Origin of the sequence: Streptococcus sp. 2022WUSS135 (genome assembly GCF_044427045.1) — a bacterium.
Classification (GTDB): Bacteria; Bacillota; Bacilli; order Lactobacillales; family Streptococcaceae; genus Streptococcus; species Streptococcus hashimotonensis.
In genome coordinates this window covers 1-14,953 of record NZ_JAOTGL010000005.1, presented here as the reverse complement: position 1 = coordinate 14,953, position 14,953 = coordinate 1, and the positions used below count along the sequence as shown (strand labels likewise).

Genomic DNA, 14,953 nt, shown 5'->3' with positions numbered 1-14,953 from the left:
TTGGGAGGGAGATATGAGTACTCAAGATATTCAAGAAAAATTTTTCCGAGATGGGAAATTGCTTGTCATTCCGAAAAAGCTGAAAAGTAAGCAGGTTTTGTTTGCTTATTTACAAGAAGAATTAGCTAAGAAAGGTTCAACATTCACCGAAAAAGAGGTTAATGCCTTTCTAGCTGAGATTTATGATGACTATGCTATATTGAGACGCTACTTGGTGGATTATGGTTACTTATCGCGTGATCAGTATGGTTTGGAATACAGAATAGAAAAAAAGAGATGATTGCGGTCATCTCTTTTGTCTTATACTCTTCGAAAATCAAAATTATCCGTTGTCAACTTGCCTTGATGAACTCTAGTTCTATCTTCGCCTTCGTTTCCTAGGCTACTTTTGATTTTCATTGAGTATTACAAAATAAAAGGTTCAATATTCAACTCTATCTGGTTTCCATACTTGGCTAGTAAATCGTCTGCCAGGGGATGATAGAGTGCTCGTAGTTGTTCAATCTTGTCAGGGAATTGCTTGCCGATGTAGTCAAACTTGCATTCGATGGTTAAGAAAAGTTGGTGGAAGAGTTCGTTAATCTCATTCAATCGGGCAATCATTTCTTCGTCTTCTTTGAGAAAATCAGGAATTTCTGAGCGATTGTTGACAAAACCGTCGATGAGTTTTACGGGAAAAGAGCCGTATTCTAGGACAAATTCGTACATGGGTTTCTCCTTGCCTTACTATTGATAGGACTATTGTAGCATAGATTAGAATGTGACAAAAGAATTTCAACTTTATTGTAGTTTAAGTTTTGTTTAATTTTATTTTCAGTTTCATTTAAAGCTTGGTCGGTAAACTATATCTTGTAAACAAGACAGGGACCTGTCAAAATTTAGGATAGAAGAGGCACAATAATGAAAACAAGAATCGTACAAAAGCAGTTTAAGCGTAAAGAGACTAAATATATCGTTGATAAAAAAACTTTTGAATTTTTAGAAAAGGAACTTCGTCAGTACATGATGGCAGATGAATTTGCGACATCAACGATTACCAATATCTACTTTGATAATGAAGATTTTGATATGATTCAAGATTCACTTGCCAAAAAGAATGGACGTGAGAAAATTCGTATGCGTGTCTATGATGCGACACCATCTGAATCGAGTCAAGCCTTTCTTGAAATCAAGAAAAAAGAAAATAAAATTGGCTATAAATACCGTTTAACTTCAAACCCTGTTTCTGTAACAAATTATATCGAAAATGGAGTGATTGATTCTACAATCAAGGATGATAAGGTAACCTCAGAACTCGAAATGTTGAGAGAACGCTACGGGACTATTAAGCCGAAGATGTATATCTACTACGATCGCGTATCCTATAAAGGAATCGAAGACAAAAAAGTTCGTCTCACAATCGATAAGAACTTACTGTATCGAGACTACGATGTGGATGCAGTGGAAGGTAAATTTGGTAAGAACCTATTAGACCTAACCAAAGTAATCATGGAAGTAAAAGTTCCAGAAGAGCGACCAGAATGGTTAGTAGCCTTGCTTGAAAAATACCAGATCAAAAAACAATCATTTTCAAAATATGGCAATGCCTATAAGCTTGCCCACAACATCACTGGAGAGGAAGTAAGCCAACATGCAGCTGTTTAATAGCATTTTTTCAACGGCAAATAGCAATATTACCTTAGCGCAGATGTCCATGGTTTTTGGAGTTAGTCTAGCCATGGGGGTACTCTTAGCGGCTGTTTATAAATATAAATCTAATTATACAAAGGAATTTGTCATCACACTAAGTTTAATGCCAGCTTTGATTGCTGTTATCATTGCATTAGTTAATGGTAACTTGGGAGCGGGTGTTGCGGTAGCAGGGACTTTCAGTCTAATTAAATTCCGCTCAGCAGCAGGTTCTTCGAAGGAAATGCTTGCAGTCCTCTTAGCGATGGCTATCGGTCTAGCGACAGGAATGGGCTTCCTAGGTTTGGCTGTCTTTATGACGGTCATCCTATCTGCTTGTATCTTGATTTTTGAGAACATCAGCTTTGCTCAAGTCAATCAAAATCGTCGTCATCTCTTGGTGACAGTGCCAATGAATTTTGACTATGATCAATTTTTTGAAAATCAATTTGGTAAATCTTGCTAGCAAGCCGACTTAATTTCCCTCAAATACAAGAAGAAAAAAGAAGCACTAATTTTAGAATATCAAGTTCTCCTCGATAAGAAGATTACAGACAAACGTTTGGTAGATACAGTATTATCAGCTGGTCCCTTGGATGTCGTATTGAACAAGCAAATGCCTAAGAAAAAATTCTTATAACGAAAATAAGCCTTGAAAACCAAGGCTTTTTCTATTTATAGAATTACTCCTCATAAAAATCAACGCTGTAATCCAGCAAGCTATCCCCGTCATAGCGGAAGCAAGCGGAAAAGAAGGGTTTGTTCTCTAATAGCCATGCTTGAAAATGGCGATCGCCCTCCCAAGTTGGTTTGGAGAGCACTTGGTCATAAGGAACCCATTCTAAATCGCCTTCGTTGCAATCAATCAAACTTCCTTCAAAACCAGTTATCTTAAAGACATAGGTGTACCAGTCTGTGTTTGGAGTAAAGTCTGGGAAGGTTATCACTCCTTTTAGAGCATGCTTTGTTACAGTAAGCCCAGTTTCCTCAAAGACTTCTCGAATGGCACAAGCCTGTGGTGTTTCGCCAGGTTCTAGTTTACCACCAACTCCAATCCATTTTCCTTGATGGACATCGTTTTCTTTCTTGTTTCGATGAAGGAGAAGAAATTCCTTACCATTATCAATGTAGCAAATCGTAGCGAGTTGGACGGGTTTCTTGGTCATAAAGGCTCCTTGTAGTTGATTTATCCTATTATACCACAAAGGTGGTAGTAGGGACACCTGCTTGGTGCTCTGGTAGGGGACAGTTTTGGGATTAGAATATTGAAAGCCCTTTTCTGAAAACAGTTTTTGAGGTATAATAAGAACATCAAACTATTTAGGATGCACTATGTCAAAACAAGAACAAATCGAACAAACAATTTATCAATTATTGGAATTATTGGGTGAGGACCCGAATCGTGAAGGTTTATTAGATACGCCTAAACGGGTCGCTAAGATGTATTTAGAAATGTTTAACGGCCTAGAAGAGGATCCCAAAGACCAATTTACAGCTGTCTTTTCAGAGGGACATGAAGAGGTTGTTTTGGTGAAGGATATTCCTTTTCATTCTATGTGTGAACACCATCTTGTCCCATTTTATGGTATTGCACATGTAGCCTATATTCCGAGTAAGGGGCGTGTGACAGGTCTTAGTAAATTGGCGCGTGCAGTAGAGGTGGCGAGCCGTCGTCCTCAATTGCAGGAGCGCTTAACTCATCAAGTGGCTCATGCACTTCAAGATGCCCTTGAACCAGAAGGCGTTTTTGTCATGGTCGAAGCAGAGCATATGTGCATGAGTATGCGTGGTATTCGCAAGCCAGGTAGTAAGACAGTGACCACAGTTGCCCTTGGCAAATACAAGGAAGATGCCATCTTGCGCCGTGAACTCTTGTCCATGATTCACAATAAATAGGAGGTTCTATGTCAATCGAACAGTTAGCGAATCAAGTAACCATTATGGGGATTCTCAATGTGACGCCAGATTCATTTTCAGATGGTGGTCACTATAATGAGGTGGAGTCTGCCTTGATACAAGTAGAAAAGTTGTTGGCTGAGGGTGCTACCGTCATTGATGTTGGTGGGGAGTCCACTCGTCCAGGTGCAACATTTGTGTCTGAAGAAGACGAGATTGCTCGCGTGGTTCCGATTATCCGCGCTATCAAAGAAAACTACGATTGTTTGGTCAGCATCGATACCTATAAAACAGGCACAGCACGTGCAGCCTTGGAAGCAGGAGCAGATATTTTAAATGATGTCTGGGCAGGACTTTATGATGGAGATATGTTAGCCCTGGCTGCGGAGTACAAGGTACCAATTATTCTCATGCACAACCAGAAAGAAGAAAGCTATGCGGATGTTGTCATAGAGGTCAAAAACTTTCTAGCCGAGCGTGCCCAAGCAGCACTTGATGCTGGTGTTTCCGCAGACCGGATTTGGTTAGACCCAGGATTTGGTTTTTCAAAAAATGTCCAACATAATCTGGACCTCTTGCAAGGTCTGGAACAGATTACTGCTCTTGGTTATCCCGTTCTATTTGGAATATCTCGTAAGCGCGTGGTAGATTATCTGCTTGGTGGAAATAGCTTACCGACTGACCGCGATCAAGCAACGGCAGCCTTGTCTGCCTGGGCAGTCCAAAAAGGCTGTAAAATGGTCCGTGTTCACAATGTTGCTGCCAACCGTGACATCGTTAAAGTTTGGGACCAATTGACTTCTGGAGGTCAACATGGATAAGATTTCTCTTAATAAATGTCGCTTTTACGGCTACCATGGTGCCTTCAAAGAAGAACAAGTTCTTGGTCAAATTTTCACAGTTGACTGTGATTTGTTTGTTGACCTGACAGCAGCTTCACAAACTGACAATTTAGAAGACACAGTTCACTACGGTATGGTCTTTGAATCCATTAAAGCAGTTGTGGAAGGCAAGCCCTACATCCTTATAGAAAAGGTAGCAGGTGTTATTTGTCAGGAAATTTTTGAACAATTTCCAAAGGTGGAGAAGATTCGCTTGGCCATTTACAAGGAAAATCCGCCCATTGCTGGACACTATGATTCTGTCGGAATTGAATTGGAGCGTGAACGACCATGAAGCATCTAGCCTATCTCAGTATCGGAGGGAACATGGGGAATCGGCAAGCCTATTTACAGGCAGCCCTAGACAAATTAGCCAGTCATCCAGGTTGCCAGCTTGGCTTAGTTTCTAAAATTTATGAAACTCCAGCTTGGGGCAAGACAGATCAGGCTGATTTCCTCAATCTAGCCTGTCAAGTGTATACTGATTTGTCTGCTCAGGATTTTCTAAGCGTTTGCCAGAACATTGAACAAGAGTTGGACCGAGTACGGATTGAAAAATGGGGACAACGGACCATTGATTTGGATATTATTTTTTGGGATGAGGAGAAGATTCAAGAAGAGAATCTGATTGTTCCTCATCCCTACGCCCATGAAAGAGCATTTGTTCTCAAGCCTCTTGCTGAGATTGCTTCTGATTACCGTCACCCAATTTTGAAAAAAGTGGTATCGGACTTACTTGCAGAACTAGGGGAACAAAAAGATATAAAAATTTTCAAATAGTTGCCTCTGATACTAGGTTTATTAGAGGATAGAATAGATAAAGGAGTTTTATGACAATTTTAGCAACTTTAGGAGTTTTATTGGCTATTGTAGCCATTATTTATTGGACATCAAAAAATTTACATGTTATCATTGCTGCACCACTAGCTAGTTTAATCATCATTCTGACCAATCAGATGAATGTTTTGGAAGTTATGTTGGGCAAAGAGCAGTCTTATATGGCGGGCTTAGCAGTTTTTTTGATTAATAATTTTGCCATCTTTATGTTGGGGTCTATATTGGCACGTTATATGGAGGCAAGTGGAGCTACGCAGACGATTGCCAATAGCATTTTGAAAGTAATGGGAAAAGATAGTCCCTATAAGGGCTTGTTAGCCATCACTTTGATTGCTTCCATTCTGACCTATGGTGGTGTGAGTATTTTTGTAGTCATTTTTACCTTGCTTCCCCTTTCACGCCCACTCTTTAAAGAGTTGAATATCAACTGGGCACTTTTTCCGATTCCTGTCTTTTTGGGAGCAGGTACCTATACGATGACAACTCTTCCTGGGGCACCTTCCATCCAGAATGTCATTCCGACAAAAGTTTTGGGAACTAGCTTGACCGCGGCCCCCGTTATCAGTTTGGCAGCCAGCTTGACGCTATTAGTATTTGGCTTGCTCTACATGGCCTACTGCCTCAAGAAAAGTCTAGCAAATGGAGAGACGTATACGGAAGAAGAGGATGAAACTGCAGTAGTGGTAGTTGATAAGACACCAAATCTATTTTTATCAGTCTTGCCTCTATTCAGTCTTATTGGGACGATTTTCCTAATGAGTAAAACTCCGAATGTCCTAGCAATTGGCTTGTTGGTTTCTATCCTTCTATCAGCCTTGATTTTTTATCCATATCTGCCAAATCAAAAAGAAATTTTGAATGCTGCGACAACAGCATCTATAGTGCCTGCTTTTGCAACTTCTAGTACCGTAGCATTTGGGACGGTGTTAACCTTGTCAGCAGGTTTTGCAGTCATTCAAGAATGGATTCAACAAATACCAGGATCACCTCTAATCAGTTTATCTGTTTCGACAGCATTGATTAGTGGCATTATCGGTTCATCTTCTGGTGCGGTAGGTATTGCTTCAAGTAATTTCCTTCCTGCCTATTTGGAAATGGGGATTAATCCGGAGTTGTTGCATCGTGTAGTAGTTGTTGCATCGGCTATCTTGACAGTTATGCCTCAGTCTGGTGTGATGATTACCTTCCACAATCTTTCGAAATTAAGTATGAAACGTGGCCTCAAGTATTCGTTTATCCTAGTGACAGTTGGGCATTTGTTAGCCTTACTTGTGATTTTACTGTTGGCGCCTTTGCTATATTAGAATTGATTAACAAACAAATAAAAGCCCTGCCAATGGGCAATATCATTCAGTTAAAACCTCTACTCCAATATTTATTCGGGTAGAGGCTTTTTCTTTATAATATAATAATCAATGAAATCCAAAAACAGTAAGCTCTAATCTTCTATAGTTATTTAGCTTTTATCATATACTAAATAAAAACTAAATAACTACAAATTGAGTATAAAAGACTATAATAGCTCAAAAGGAAGGTTAAAAAAGGAGGAATTCTTCCTATAATTTAGGGAAAATTCCTATTTTTTATTATGGATTATGCAAATCAGAGATTTTTTCAGTAGATTCGTTCTGAGAGGCTTGCTTCTTTGAAATTTGATGGAAAATAACAGTCCAATTTTCATGACGGCGCCAAAGTGATGTATGAACATAATCACCAATTTCAAACGTAACTAATTTTGAATTTTGGCTAATGGAGGTCATTTGGTAATTGGATAAATACGTCGTTTGGATGGGGTGGTCGGCAAGCATCTGAGTTTTATTTCGGTAGCGGCCTTTGGCATCAATTAAGAGATACTGGTCGTCAATCAATTCTTCATACCCATTAGCATGCGCTTGTATCTCTGTTTCAAAACGGAAGAGTTTATCGTACACATGCTCATACATCTCATCGTGTGGAATTTCAGATGGTTCTACGTGAATATCCACATCAAAAACTCCATGTTTGAGTGTTAGGAGTTGCTCAACCTGCTCAGTCACTTCATGACTTTCATAAACGGATAAGTCTGGATTCATTTCTAAAACAACATCAAGATAGATATTGGCTCCATAAGTCCGACCACGTTGTGATTTGACAGAAACGATTTTTGGGAGTTTGAGAATATCTTCCTCGTACTTTTTCAATAAATTTTCATCAAATCCATCAGATAGGGTAAAGAAGCTTTCCATAAAAATATCGTAGGCTGTTTTTAGGATAAAGAAGGTAATGATGATGGCTGCAATTTTATCGACAATAGGGAAGTTGAAAGCTGCAGCAAAGATTGCGATAGAAGTTCCTATGGAAGTGACTGCATCGGATAGATTATCCTTGGCAGCTGCTTCTAAGGCCTTGGAACGTACTTTTTTTGCCAAGCGGTTATTATATAAATAAACAGCTAACATAACTAGTGCAGAAAAGATTCCGACAATGGCCCCCATAATGTCTACTTCGATAGAAGAATTGCTGATTAGTTTTTGGAGGGTATCATAGAGTACTTGGAAACCAACGACAAACATGATGAAGGATGTAATCAAGCTTGCTAAATCTTCCATTTTCCAGTGTCCAAATTTATGATCGGTATCAGCTGGTTTCTGTGCCATTTTTAGTCCAATAAGTACAGCGATATTACCGATAATATCAGAAATATTATTGAAGGCATCTGCTCGTAAGGCATCTGAATGAAAGAGCTGTCCTGCAACGAGTTTGATACCTGATAAGATAATATAGGCACCGATAGATAGCAAGGCACCACGTTCAGCAAGTTTTAAATTGGTTACGTTTTGGTTCATAGCATCTCCTTTGATAAGTTTTCATTTTAACAAAAAGGCCCCTTATTTTCAAGGGGTTAGGCTGTTTTTTTGCCTGTTCGAAGAACCTTATAAAGGCGTAATAATATTGTTCCGCTGGCCATACCGATGGGAATGACTAAGGCTAAAGTTAAGACGGTAGTGATATTGGTTAGGGCTTGAGCGTGGTCACCAGAAACGAAATAAGTCGTGGTCATGTAGGCTCGATAGCCTGGAACAAGCGGTGCTAGGATAGCAAGTGAAAAAATAACAGATGGTGTTTTAAGTAAAATACTCATGATTTGACTAATGCAAGATCCGATAATTGCTGCAAGGAAGGTTGCAATCAGTACATTAGTTGGTCCTAATAATGAAAGATAGATGAGCCAGACTAGCATGCCTAGGAGTCCACCAGGGACTAGCATTTTTCTTTGAACATTGAGAACAATTAAGAAGGCTGCGATAGCGATATAAGAGGCGAGTGCCTGTAATAAGAAGTTAACTGGTGTCATAGATTACCTCACAAGCATAAAGGCCACAGTTGTACCTGCACCGAGCGATAAAATAATAAGCGCTGTTTGGAAAAATTTGGTCATCCCTGTATTGATATGATTGGTCATAAGGTCTCTTACAGCATTTGTAAAAGCAATCCCTGGTACAAAAGGCATGACTGCCCCTGCGTTAATTAAGTTGGGATTAATGGGGAGAGTAGTGGTTGCGCTTAATAAGTAAGAGGTAAGTGAGAAGATAAAGGCGCCAACGAAGGTGGTAACAAAATCAATTCCAACGTAGCGCTCGACAATCAGTGAGATAGGGAAAGCCAAAGCCGTTGCGAGGACAGCACCTGCTGCATCTAAAAGAGAACCTCCGAACATAATGGTAAAAAATGGTGCGGCTACTACGGCAGCTAAGGTTATTTGGATATTGTTATAAGGTGGCTTTTGTTGTTTGATTGCATTTAATTGGCTCCAAGCGTCTTCTAGGCTGATTTCTTTATTGGCTAGGGAACGGGAGATTTGGTTGACGTCACAAACTTTCTGCATGTCGTAATTTGAATTTACGATGCGTTTCATACGCGAAATATTCGTATGGTCGATGGAGAAAAAGATAGCAGCAGGGATGGCAAGGACATTGGCCTGTTCAATTCCTTGTGAGTGTGCAATCCGAATCATGGTATCTTCAACTCGGTGAATTTCTGCACCGCTTTGTGCCAAAATGGCACCAGCGAGCATGAGCACATCTATGACCAAGTTTAGTCTAGGAGTGTTTTCCATAAGTAAGTCCCATCCCTCTGCTAGTTATTTTCTTAATTATAACAAAATATAGGTGTAGGCAACATATTTTTTTAATAGATAGGCAAAATAGTTGAAAATTGTTCGGATTGTAGTATAATTGACTTATCAATGATTGATTAATCAATCAAAAAGAGGTAGATAATGCAAGAGATGGAAGATTTGTTATACAGACTGAAAGTGGCAGATGAGACGATTTCCAATCTTTTTGAAAAGCAGTTGGGAATCAGTTTGACACGCTATTCAATATTGCAAGCATTATTAAAAGATGCACCCCTGCATCAGTTGGCTTTGCAGGAGAGGCTTCAGATAGACCGCGCAGCGGTTACACGTCATCTCAAATTGTTGGAGGAGAACGGCTATATCATTCGCAAGCGAAATCCTGACAATCAGAGAGAAGTACTTGTCTGGCCAACTGAGCAGGCTAGGGAAGTGCTAGTCACGAGTCCTTCTGCTCACCACCTAGCTATTAAAGCTTCGATGAATCAGATTCTAACCGTTGAGGAGAGCGAGCAATTCCTAGCCACTCTTGATAAACTGTTGATTGGCTTGCAAAATCTACCTATATAATTTTTTGAGAGGAGACATTATGTCTATTTTTACCACTATTCTAGCTAGTATCGTAGCTATTGAGCACCTATATATCATGTATTTGGAAACCTTTGCGACCCATTCAGATTCTACTAGTCGTGTCTTTAATATGACAAAGGATGAATTGCAACGTAAGTTTGTGACGACACTTTTCAAAAACCAAGGTATTTACAATGGTTTGTTGGCTATTTTCCTCTTATATGGAATTTTCACAGGAAACCTGGAAATTACAACTATTTTTGTCTTGTTTGTTATTGGAGCAGCAGGTTATGGAGCTGTGACATCTAGTCCAAAAATTATCTTGACCCAAGGTGGACCAGCCATCTTGGCACTGATCTCTATTTTGTTGTTTAAATAAGTTAAAAAGCCTTCCGTTGAGGAGGGCTTTTTGCAATTACCGAATATTCAGTTCCCCATCTAGTGTAGAGATATAGAGGTAATTTGTAGCTTTGGGAATAATATAGTTTGGAAGGTCAATTCCGCTATTATTTTGACTGGCATCTATGTAGATGTCTGTTTTTGTTTGTGAATGAAGAGAAATATCGATTGAGCCATCGTAATTGCTGATGCTATGCCTTCCTTCTAGTTTTAGGTTTTCAGCTTTAAAATCCCCATCCTCAACAGTTAGAATACTTCCGGTAGTATCGGTGATGTCCGCTGGACTTGTTAATGTGGAATGATTGATTGCTACTTCTCCATTGATGTGTAATAGACGACTCAGGCTGATTTGACTGTTTTCAATCAACATGTCCCCATTTTCAACAAAGAGTTGGAAATCTTGAATAGTCACTTTATCCAGATAGACATCTCCTTGAATGCTCCCTGAGAGTGTTTCGATTGTGCTATTTTTAGGGACCTGTAAGACAGGTTGGTAGTAGGCAACATTCTGGTCATTGACAAGATTTAAGATAGGTTCGAGTAAACCATCATAAGTAACGATGCCTTGATAGGCACTAGAAATGGTTAATTTTCCATCTTGAACTTGGTGGCTGAGGAGGTCAATGCCTTTGTGCTGATTTCGGTAATAGTGGAGGTGAAATTGTTTGTCAGGCGAGGGCATAATGGACAGTTTTTCATTAACTTCTATAGCCCTAATGTTACTAAAACTGGCTGTTTGGGGCTGAAAATAGTTTTCTGCAACAGTTTTCATATTTGTCCAACCGCCAGCAAAGTAGCCGATGAGGCTTAGAATGGCTCCAAGACCTAGCAGGCTCAGACTGATTTTCGTAAATGGCTTAAGCTGTTTCATGATAGCCTCCTTTGCGGATCGTTCTTTGTATCCAGTGTAAAACAAGCAAGAAGGTTTTGCTTCCAAGGTCTAGAGTGAATTTACTACCCAAGAGGGTGAGTGCCAAACAGATGAAGGCGAGGCCTGTGAAGAGGAGAGAGGATGACCATGAGAGTGTGAATAGGTCGAAGGCGAGGAGAAGCTGGGCGATTGCTAGACTGAGGAGGACAATCCAAAGTGATATTAGGAGTAGAAAGGCACTGAGGATGAGCAGGAGTAGGGTGATGAAGAGGGCGACCAAAGTGATTGCTAGGGGGACGCCGATTGGTGCGGCAAGGATAGCGAGGATGGTCAACCAGACCATATTGCTTGTATTTGGCTTATCTTCAATCCTCTCTTTATCATAGAGATTTGCTAGGATTTCACGGGCTGCTTCTTTGGGACTGCCTAGCTCTTGAATAGCTTGCTCATCGTTTTCCTTTTCGTCAAAATATTCATTGAAATAGTCCAAGGTATCTTGAAAATCTTCTTTAGGTAGGTGTTTGAGATGTTTTTCAAGTTTCTGTAAATATTCCTTGCGATTCATAGGAACCTCCTTTATCCTACAGTAAGCTGGCAGTCTTGACAATGAATAACTAGCTGAGCAGGGCTATTTTCTTGCTTGTAGCTGAGATGAGTGATGTCACCCTCTTTCATCATTGTAAACGCCTTATCCTTTGGAAGTTTAAGGCTAGAATCTTCCTCCCAGATGTCCAAACTGATATCCGTACTTGGTTGATAGGTTAGGACAGAATCTTCAGCCTGGCAGTTAAGGCTCTTTTCAAGGACAAAATCCTTCAACTTCCAGACACAGTCTTCTAATGTTATCCTTGCATGTGAAAGGCTCATGCTTGAGAGAGTGATAACAGCATCGCTGGCTTCCAATTTTAACTCGCTCAGCTGTCCATCTGAGATAGTTAGTGTAGAGTCTTCTAAACGTAGAGCAGAGCTTGGACAGCTCGGTTTCGTCATGCTGATGCTGCTATCTTCAGCATTGATGACTAGCTGTTCGCTCGCCTGCACAGCCGCCATCGTCAGACTGCTATCTGTCGTTCTCAGATTGAGACTAGTAAGGGGCAGGAGTCTTTTAGGGATTTTGAGAATAGCAGAGCTGGTTTGCTGGTTGGAAAAGTAGAGGTGGTCTGGGAGTGGCTTGCTAGATAGGTACAAACTATCTTGGACTAGTTGATAGTCAAAAGCCTGGTAGCTGCCATCTTCTGAAACAGGATTGTGCAATAAGACAGCTTCTCCGTCGTAACTTTGAACACTAAGAGCCTGATTTTCGAGAACAATCTGTAGATTTGAAAAATCAGGTAATTCTTCAATCTTCGCCTTCAATTCAATCCTTTCTCTAGCTTGATAGGCTGAATGTTTGAAATTGTTGAAAAAATTCTCCCAGTCAAATTGAAAGTCAAAATCAAAGTTGAAATCAAATGGTTTAGATGAATGTGGACTTGCTTGGTCTTTCTCGGTGATTAGGGCATCTTCAGGTAGATTGGCAATGATTTCTTTTGCTGCTTCATCAGGTGTTCCTAGCTCTATAATAGCTTCCTCATCGTTATCCTTTTCGTCAAAATATTCATTGAAGTAGTCTAAAGCCTCCTGTCTGGCACTTGGATGAAGTTGAAATAATGCTTGTTCCAGTTGGTTCAAATAATCTGCGCGTGTCATTTTCGTAAGCTCCCTTCTATAATTCCGTCAATATGGTCTTTGTAGCTATTCCATTCACCCTGCAGGAAGGGGATGTGCTCACGTCCAGCAGGAGTGATGGTATAGTATTTCCGCTTTCTCCCTTGAAATTCTTGGGTATAGGTGGTGACATAGCCAGCCTTTTCCAATTTTTTCAAAATAGGGTAGAGTGTGGATTCCTTTATATCAGCAACTATCTTGATGGTTTGACTGATTTCATAGCCGTAGGAATCCTGCTTTTCCACGATGGCTAAGACCAGAAATTCTATCAAGATAGAGGATACGGGGTAGTACATAAACTCACCTCTTTATCTTTATAGCCATCCAGTTTATCTTTTACTACTTCGTTAACTTGCTTTGCCGTACGCTAGTACAGCCTACAGCTCGTTGCCTCGTATTAAAAGCAAACTGAAAGGTTATGTATAATTATTTTATATATAAATTATATACCTATTATTTGGCAAAATCAAGCGATTATATAAAATTTTTATATATCATCAAAATTCTTTTCTATGTGCTGGACTAGTTTCATGAATGAACTTGAATTATAGTCACTAGTTTATCTTTGATTACTTCGACGTAAGAGGAAACTCCGTTTCCTTATTTCCAACTTCAAACACTCCACTGGATTGTTTGAACTCGCTTTGCCGTACTTCAGTACAGCCTGCAGCTCGTTGCCTTGTACTAAAAGCAAACTAAATGACTATAATAGCTCGTGCTCTTGGTTTTATCTTTGTTATCGGTTTAGGTTATACATTAAAAGTCAAAGGGATTGTTCGAAGGGAGGATGCGACAATCTTTTCTAGCTTAGTGATGAATATTACGCTACCAGCTTCTCTCCTTGTAGCTTCAGCGACAGCCCAAGTATCTATAGATTTATACGTTCCCTTTTTATTAGGGATTCTTTGTAATCTTTTTTTGGATATGGTGGGATACTGGGAGGCAAAGAAGTCTGGTCAACAGACTTCCGTCGGTCTTATGCAGTTATCAGGCTATTATATCGGAACCTTTATACTCCCATTTGTGCAAGCTTTTTTTCCGCTCTCTAGTCTACTAAGCGTCATCGTATTTGATGCGGGGAATGCAATCATGGTTCTAGGTGGGAATTACAGTATCGCAGCTGGTGTGGATGAAGAGCAGGAAAGAATGACCGTTGCAACTTTTATAAAGAGTCTTTCACGCTCAGTTCCACTAGTAGTCTATCTAGTTAGCCTATCGTTAGCAATCTGCTCTATCAAACTTCCACGCGAACTTATCTCTGCGCTGACGATAGCCAGTAACGCTAATCCTTTTTTAGCCATGCTCATGTTGGGAATCTTGCTTGATTTAAAATTGAATTGGAAAGAAATTAGTCGATTGGTCCATCTTCTCTCTTTGAGGCTGGGTGCGAATATTCTAATAGCAGGAGTCATTTATTTTCTTCTACCTATTGATAAAACGATGAAAATCATGTTGCTGGTCTGTCTAGTCTCTCCGATTTCAGTCATGTCCCCAATTTATGCATTAAAGTTAGGTAGTCGCTCAGCTGAACCTGCCAATGTTAACTCCTTATCTATTTTGGTCAGCCTAGTCATGATGGTTCTTCTTATTTTTCTATTCGTTTAAAAAAGCCTCCGCGTGTGCGGCAATGTCATTAAGTTAAGCATTTAAGTAGCTAAAGAAACTATTCCCGTCCGAGCAGTTGATGATAAGACGGGAATAGTTTTTGTATTTAGGGCGCACAAAAAGGAAGTTTTTAACTCAATTTTTTAACTATTATGATATTCTATAAGTGAAGCTTACGGGAGCCTGGCTTTTTATCTTTCTTTGGAAGGTTCGATTGGGTCGAATAATGGATAAATGCTTAGCAATGTAGGTTTCTAATTGGAAGGAAGTAAGTTCTTCTCTAAGAAATTTTCGACAGGCATAAACAGCGTCTGAAAAACAAATTTTATAAGCCTGTTTTAACTTTGATGTTTTAATAGCAACGTATGAGGTTAGCCATTTACAAACATTAAAATTGATAAAGCG

Annotated in this window: 20 protein-coding genes and 1 pseudogene; 11 read left to right on the top strand and 10 right to left on the bottom strand. The window is 39.8% G+C overall.

The genetic code is table 11. The features are described 5' to 3' along the window. The first annotated feature begins 13 nt into the window (after positions 1-13). Positions 14-280, top strand: coding sequence for a DUF2087 domain-containing protein (locus ODU45_RS02820; protein ID WP_136581391.1), 267 nt, complete (start codon positions 14-16; stop codon positions 278-280). Between the two features lie 125 nt (positions 281-405). Here ODU45_RS02820 and ODU45_RS02815 read toward each other — a convergent pair whose 3' ends face one another. Next, positions 406-708, bottom strand: coding sequence for a hypothetical protein (locus ODU45_RS02815; protein WP_174853705.1), 303 nt, complete (start codon positions 706-708; stop codon positions 406-408). Positions 709-900: 192 nt separating this feature from the next. On the opposite strand from ODU45_RS02815, the gene ODU45_RS02810 reads away from it, so the two are divergent. Next, positions 901-1,644, top strand: a complete 744-nt coding sequence (locus ODU45_RS02810; RefSeq protein WP_398580727.1) for a polyphosphate polymerase domain-containing protein — start codon at positions 901-903, stop codon at positions 1,642-1,644. Further along, positions 1,631-2,134: a DUF4956 domain-containing protein gene (locus tag ODU45_RS02805; RefSeq protein ID WP_398580726.1), complete on the top strand. Its 504-nt coding sequence runs from the start codon at positions 1,631-1,633 to the stop codon at positions 2,132-2,134. Before ODU45_RS02810 ends, ODU45_RS02805 begins: the two co-directional genes overlap by 14 nt. Positions 2,135-2,351: 217 nt before the next feature. Here the strand turns inward: ODU45_RS02805 and ODU45_RS02800 are convergent, their stop codons facing one another. After that, entirely contained in the window at positions 2,352-2,834 is a 483-nt protein-coding gene (locus ODU45_RS02800) for an 8-oxo-dGTP diphosphatase (protein WP_024400725.1), read from the bottom strand. A 166-nt stretch (positions 2,835-3,000) separates the two neighbouring features. Here ODU45_RS02800 and folE point away from each other — a divergent pair, with 166 nt between their 5' ends. The 5 genes from folE to ODU45_RS02775 are packed head-to-tail and all read left to right on the top strand — an operon-like array spanning position 3,001 to position 6,586. Next, a complete protein-coding gene (folE, locus tag ODU45_RS02795; protein WP_002938082.1) occupies positions 3,001-3,564 on the top strand; it encodes a GTP cyclohydrolase I FolE in 564 nt (187 codons plus the stop codon). Positions 3,565-3,572: 8 nt separating this feature from the next. Beyond that, positions 3,573-4,385: a dihydropteroate synthase gene (folP, locus tag ODU45_RS02790; RefSeq protein ID WP_398580725.1), complete on the top strand. Its 813-nt coding sequence runs from the start codon at positions 3,573-3,575 to the stop codon at positions 4,383-4,385. Continuing rightward, positions 4,378-4,740: a dihydroneopterin aldolase gene (gene folB, locus ODU45_RS02785; protein ID WP_398580724.1), complete on the top strand. Its 363-nt coding sequence runs from the start codon at positions 4,378-4,380 to the stop codon at positions 4,738-4,740. The genes folP and folB overlap by 8 nt, the downstream gene beginning before the upstream one ends. Further along, positions 4,737-5,225 carry a 2-amino-4-hydroxy-6-hydroxymethyldihydropteridine diphosphokinase gene (gene folK / locus ODU45_RS02780; protein WP_398580723.1) on the top strand — a complete coding sequence of 163 codons (489 nt, stop codon included), beginning with the start codon at positions 4,737-4,739 and terminating at the stop codon, positions 5,223-5,225. Before folB ends, folK begins: the two co-directional genes overlap by 4 nt. A 50-nt stretch (positions 5,226-5,275) precedes the next feature. Beyond that, on the top strand, positions 5,276-6,586 hold the full coding sequence (locus ODU45_RS02775; RefSeq protein WP_398580722.1) for a GntP family permease: 1,311 nt from the start codon (positions 5,276-5,278) through the stop codon (positions 6,584-6,586). A gap of 282 nt (positions 6,587-6,868) precedes the next feature. Here the strand turns inward: ODU45_RS02775 and ODU45_RS02770 are convergent, their stop codons facing one another. Genes ODU45_RS02770 through ODU45_RS02760 form a run of 3 tightly spaced genes read right to left on the bottom strand, consistent with a single transcriptional unit; the run spans position 6,869 to position 9,378 of the window. Next, positions 6,869-8,107 (bottom strand): cation diffusion facilitator family transporter, encoded by a 1,239-nt coding sequence (locus tag ODU45_RS02770; RefSeq protein WP_398580721.1) that lies wholly within the window; start codon positions 8,105-8,107, stop codon positions 6,869-6,871. Between the two features lie 56 nt (positions 8,108-8,163). Beyond that, entirely contained in the window at positions 8,164-8,616 is a 453-nt protein-coding gene (locus ODU45_RS02765; RefSeq protein ID WP_024400719.1) for a threonine/serine exporter family protein, read from the bottom strand. A gap of 3 nt (positions 8,617-8,619) precedes the next feature. Further along, positions 8,620-9,378: a threonine/serine exporter family protein gene (locus ODU45_RS02760; protein ID WP_105151258.1), complete on the bottom strand. Its 759-nt coding sequence runs from the start codon at positions 9,376-9,378 to the stop codon at positions 8,620-8,622. A gap of 162 nt (positions 9,379-9,540) precedes the next feature. Here ODU45_RS02760 and ODU45_RS02755 point away from each other — a divergent pair, with 162 nt between their 5' ends. Both ODU45_RS02755 and ODU45_RS02750 read left to right on the top strand, forming a co-directional pair. Further along, positions 9,541-9,966 (top strand): MarR family winged helix-turn-helix transcriptional regulator, encoded by a 426-nt coding sequence (locus ODU45_RS02755; protein WP_253212830.1) that lies wholly within the window; start codon positions 9,541-9,543, stop codon positions 9,964-9,966. Positions 9,967-9,985: 19 nt separating this feature from the next. Continuing rightward, positions 9,986-10,345: a DUF1304 domain-containing protein gene (locus ODU45_RS02750; protein ID WP_398580720.1), complete on the top strand. Its 360-nt coding sequence runs from the start codon at positions 9,986-9,988 to the stop codon at positions 10,343-10,345. Between the two features lie 36 nt (positions 10,346-10,381). On the opposite strand, the gene ODU45_RS02745 is transcribed toward ODU45_RS02750, so the two are convergent. The 4 genes from ODU45_RS02745 to ODU45_RS02730 are packed head-to-tail and all read right to left on the bottom strand — an operon-like array spanning position 10,382 to position 13,239. Next, on the bottom strand, positions 10,382-11,236 hold the full coding sequence (locus tag ODU45_RS02745) for a DUF4097 family beta strand repeat-containing protein (protein ID WP_398580719.1): 855 nt from the start codon (positions 11,234-11,236) through the stop codon (positions 10,382-10,384). Next, on the bottom strand, positions 11,223-11,801 hold the full coding sequence (locus ODU45_RS02740) for a DUF1700 domain-containing protein (protein WP_136670392.1): 579 nt from the start codon (positions 11,799-11,801) through the stop codon (positions 11,223-11,225). Before ODU45_RS02740 ends, ODU45_RS02745 begins: the two co-directional genes overlap by 14 nt. An 11-nt stretch (positions 11,802-11,812) precedes the next feature. Beyond that, a complete protein-coding gene (locus ODU45_RS02735; protein WP_398580718.1) occupies positions 11,813-12,925 on the bottom strand; it encodes a DUF4097 family beta strand repeat-containing protein in 1,113 nt (370 codons plus the stop codon). Further along, the gene (locus ODU45_RS02730) at positions 12,922-13,239 is read right to left on the bottom strand and encodes a PadR family transcriptional regulator (RefSeq protein ID WP_002940906.1); all 318 of its coding nucleotides are present in this window, start codon (positions 13,237-13,239) and stop codon (positions 12,922-12,924) included. The genes ODU45_RS02735 and ODU45_RS02730 overlap by 4 nt, the downstream gene beginning before the upstream one ends. A 403-nt stretch (positions 13,240-13,642) precedes the next feature. Here ODU45_RS02730 and ODU45_RS02725 point away from each other — a divergent pair, with 403 nt between their 5' ends. Next, on the top strand, positions 13,643-14,548 hold the full coding sequence (locus tag ODU45_RS02725) for an AEC family transporter (protein ID WP_398580717.1): 906 nt from the start codon (positions 13,643-13,645) through the stop codon (positions 14,546-14,548). Between the two features lie 150 nt (positions 14,549-14,698). Here the strand turns inward: ODU45_RS02725 and ODU45_RS02720 are convergent. Beyond that, positions 14,699-14,953, bottom strand: a pseudogene (locus ODU45_RS02720) (IS4 family transposase); the annotation flags it as partial.

Excerpts from the sequence above, each read along its gene's own strand:
- ODU45_RS02800 (WP_024400725.1), bottom strand. The coding sequence starts at position 2,834 with ATGACCAAGAAACCCGTCCAACTCGCTACGATTTGCTACATTGATAAT.
- ODU45_RS02725 (WP_398580717.1), top strand. The coding sequence starts at position 13,643 with ATGACTATAATAGCTCGTGCTCTTGGTTTTATCTTTGTTATCGGTTTA.
- ODU45_RS02820 (WP_136581391.1), top strand. The coding sequence starts at position 14 with ATGAGTACTCAAGATATTCAAGAAAAATTTTTCCGAGATGGGAAATTG.
- folE (WP_002938082.1), top strand. The coding sequence starts at position 3,001 with ATGTCAAAACAAGAACAAATCGAACAAACAATTTATCAATTATTGGAA.
- folK (WP_398580723.1), top strand. The coding sequence starts at position 4,737 with ATGAAGCATCTAGCCTATCTCAGTATCGGAGGGAACATGGGGAATCGG.
- folP (WP_398580725.1), top strand. The coding sequence starts at position 3,573 with ATGTCAATCGAACAGTTAGCGAATCAAGTAACCATTATGGGGATTCTC.
- ODU45_RS02745 (WP_398580719.1), bottom strand. The coding sequence starts at position 11,236 with ATGAAACAGCTTAAGCCATTTACGAAAATCAGTCTGAGCCTGCTAGGT.
- ODU45_RS02740 (WP_136670392.1), bottom strand. The coding sequence starts at position 11,801 with ATGAATCGCAAGGAATATTTACAGAAACTTGAAAAACATCTCAAACAC.
- ODU45_RS02735 (WP_398580718.1), bottom strand. The coding sequence starts at position 12,925 with ATGACACGCGCAGATTATTTGAACCAACTGGAACAAGCATTATTTCAA.
- ODU45_RS02765 (WP_024400719.1), bottom strand. The coding sequence starts at position 8,616 with ATGACACCAGTTAACTTCTTATTACAGGCACTCGCCTCTTATATCGCT.
- ODU45_RS02760 (WP_105151258.1), bottom strand. The coding sequence starts at position 9,378 with ATGGAAAACACTCCTAGACTAAACTTGGTCATAGATGTGCTCATGCTC.
- ODU45_RS02750 (WP_398580720.1), top strand. The coding sequence starts at position 9,986 with ATGTCTATTTTTACCACTATTCTAGCTAGTATCGTAGCTATTGAGCAC.
- ODU45_RS02755 (WP_253212830.1), top strand. The coding sequence starts at position 9,541 with ATGCAAGAGATGGAAGATTTGTTATACAGACTGAAAGTGGCAGATGAG.
- folB (WP_398580724.1), top strand. The coding sequence starts at position 4,378 with ATGGATAAGATTTCTCTTAATAAATGTCGCTTTTACGGCTACCATGGT.
- ODU45_RS02730 (WP_002940906.1), bottom strand. The coding sequence starts at position 13,239 with ATGTACTACCCCGTATCCTCTATCTTGATAGAATTTCTGGTCTTAGCC.
- ODU45_RS02815 (WP_174853705.1), bottom strand. The coding sequence starts at position 708 with ATGTACGAATTTGTCCTAGAATACGGCTCTTTTCCCGTAAAACTCATC.
- ODU45_RS02805 (WP_398580726.1), top strand. The coding sequence starts at position 1,631 with ATGCAGCTGTTTAATAGCATTTTTTCAACGGCAAATAGCAATATTACC.
- ODU45_RS02810 (WP_398580727.1), top strand. The coding sequence starts at position 901 with ATGAAAACAAGAATCGTACAAAAGCAGTTTAAGCGTAAAGAGACTAAA.
- ODU45_RS02770 (WP_398580721.1), bottom strand. The coding sequence starts at position 8,107 with ATGAACCAAAACGTAACCAATTTAAAACTTGCTGAACGTGGTGCCTTG.
- ODU45_RS02775 (WP_398580722.1), top strand. The coding sequence starts at position 5,276 with ATGACAATTTTAGCAACTTTAGGAGTTTTATTGGCTATTGTAGCCATT.